Raw genomic sequence first — 2,303 nt, 5'->3', positions numbered from 1 at the left:
CGCTGACGTGCCCGGAGCCGCCGCTGCCCACGCCGTAACGATCCGCGCCCTGCTGCCAGGCGCGAACGATCTGCGGGTGCTGGCTCAGTCCCAGATAATCGTTGCTGGAGAAATTACAGAACCGCTCTCCTTCCCGGGTGAGAAAACGGCCTGCACCGTTTTCCACTACCCTGCGCACCCGAAACGCATCCGCCGCCCGCCGCTCGTCGAGCGCGGTCCTGATACGTGCCTGCCAGGTCATACGGCTGCCGCGTTGTAGAACTGGTCGGTGTCGGCGTTAAAAATCTGCTGCTCCAGCTGCTGCTGTTGCTCGTTATCCCCCACCTGTACCCCGGTCTGGTGTGGGTTCAGCCCCAGCTTGCGGAACAGCTGGACATCTTTGTCCTCTTCCGGGTTTGGCGTGGTCAGCAGTTTGCAGCCGTAGAAGATGGAGTTGGCCCCGGCCATGAAGCACATCGCCTGGGTCTGCTCGCTCATCTGCTCACGACCGGCAGAGAGGCGAACGTAAGAGGTCGGCATCATGATGCGCGCCACCGCGATGGTGCGGATGAAATCGAAGGCATCCACGTCCTCGTTATCCGCCAGCGGCGTGCCTTTTACCTTCACCAGCATGTTGATGGGCACGCTTTCCGGCGGGGTCGGCAGGTTTGCCAGCTGTAACAGCAGGCCGGCACGATCTTTTACCGTCTCGCCCAGTCCCACGATCCCGCCGGAACAGACCTTGATCCCCGCATCACGCACTTTATCCAGCGTGTCCAGACGCTCCTGATAGGTACGCGTGGTGATGATGTTGCCGTAGAACTCCGGCGAGGTATCAAGGTTGTGGTTGTAGTAATCCAGCCCCGCCGCCGAGAGACGCTGCGCCTGCTCCTCGTTCAGCGTGCCCAGAGTCATACAGGCTTCAAGCCCCATCTCCTTCACCCCCTTCACCATCTGCTCCAGATAGGGCATGTCGCGGTCATGCGGATTTTTCCACGCCGCGCCCATGCAGAAGCGGGTCGAGCCAGCGTTTTTGGCCTTGCGCGCGGAGTCGAGCACTTGCTCGACTTCCATCAGGCGCTCGGATTCGAGACCGGTTTTATAGCGCGCGCTTTGCGGGCAATATTTGCAGTCTTCCGGGCAAGCCCCGGTTTTGATCGACAGCAGCGTGCTGACCTGAACATGACGCGGATCGAAGTGCTGGCGGTGCACCTGTTGCGCCTCAAACATCAGCTCCAGGAAAGGTTTATTGAATAATTCAGTGACTTGCGACATCGTCCAGCGTGCGTGGTGAGCCATCGGGCTTCTCCAAAGGGTTTTGTTAATTGTCGGTTCGGTTTATACTTGTAAACCTAAAACTTTTCAAAATGGTTTACAAGTCGATTATGACCCAGGACGATCTCGCCTTCGACAAGCAGCATATCTGGCACCCTTACACCTCCACGACCCGCCCCCTTCCCGTCTATCCGGTAGCCTCTGCCCACGGCTGCGAGCTGCATCTCGCCAGCGGCGAGCGGCTTGTTGACGGGATGTCCTCCTGGTGGGCGGCGATCCATGGCTACAACCACCCGCGTCTGAACGCGGCGATGAAAGCGCAGATTGACCAGATGTCACACGTGATGTTTGGCGGGATCACGCACCAGCCCGCGGTGGATTTATGCCGTCGCCTGGTAGCGATGACGCCTGAATCGCTGGAGTGTGTTTTCCTGGCCGACTCCGGCTCGGTGGCCGTGGAAGTAGCGATGAAAATGGCGTTGCAGTACTGGCATGCGAAGGGCGAAACGCGCCAGCGGTTCCTCACCTTCCGCAACGGCTATCACGGCGACACCTTCGGGGCGATGTCGGTGTGCGATCCGGACAACTCCATGCACAGCCTGTGGAAAGGCTACCTGCCGGAAAACCTGTTTGCGCCAGCCCCGCAGAGCCGCTTCGACGGCGAATGGGACGAGATGGACATGGTGGGCTTCGCGCGGCTGATGGCGGCCCATCGCCACGAGATTGCCGCCGTTATTCTCGAACCGATTGTGCAGGGCGCGGGCGGAATGCGGATCTATCACCCCGAGTGGCTGAAGCGCATTCGGAAGATGTGCGACCGCGAAGGAATTTTGCTGATTGCCGATGAGATCGCCACCGGCTTTGGCCGTACCGGGAAGCTGTTTGCCTGCGAGCATGCGGGGATCGCGCCGGATATTCTGTGCCTGGGGAAAGCGCTCACCGGCGGCACCATGACGCTCTCCGCCACGCTTACCACGCGCCAGGTTGCCGACACCATCAGCGACGGTGACGCGGGCTGCTTTATGCACGGCCCGACGTTTATGGGCAAC

General features: G+C 60.4%; 2 protein-coding genes and 1 pseudogene. 1 reads left to right on the top strand and 2 read right to left on the bottom strand.

Features of this window, described 5'->3' with window-relative positions; genetic code table 11:
- Together DD606_RS24645 and bioB are read right to left on the bottom strand one after the other, a co-directional pair.
- Window positions 1-241: pseudogene (locus DD606_RS24645) on the bottom strand (8-amino-7-oxononanoate synthase); the annotation flags it as partial.
- A complete protein-coding gene (bioB, locus tag DD606_RS24640; protein ID WP_003858529.1) occupies window positions 238-1,278 on the bottom strand; it encodes a biotin synthase BioB in 1,041 nt (346 codons plus the stop codon). The pseudogene DD606_RS24645 and the gene bioB, both read right to left, overlap by 4 nt.
- Window positions 1,279-1,346: 68 nt before the next feature.
- On the opposite strand from bioB, the gene bioA reads away from it, so the two are divergent.
- On the top strand, window positions 1,347-2,303 hold a 957-nt coding region (bioA, locus tag DD606_RS24635), incomplete at its 3' end, for an adenosylmethionine--8-amino-7-oxononanoate transaminase (RefSeq protein WP_129259391.1).

The organism is Enterobacter cloacae complex sp. GF14B (genome assembly GCF_004136805.1).
Lineage (GTDB): Bacteria > Pseudomonadota > Gammaproteobacteria > Enterobacterales > Enterobacteriaceae > Enterobacter > Enterobacter hormaechei_C.
The sequence above is the reverse complement of the archived record's forward strand: the minus strand, read 5'-3'. Positions and strand labels throughout refer to the sequence as shown.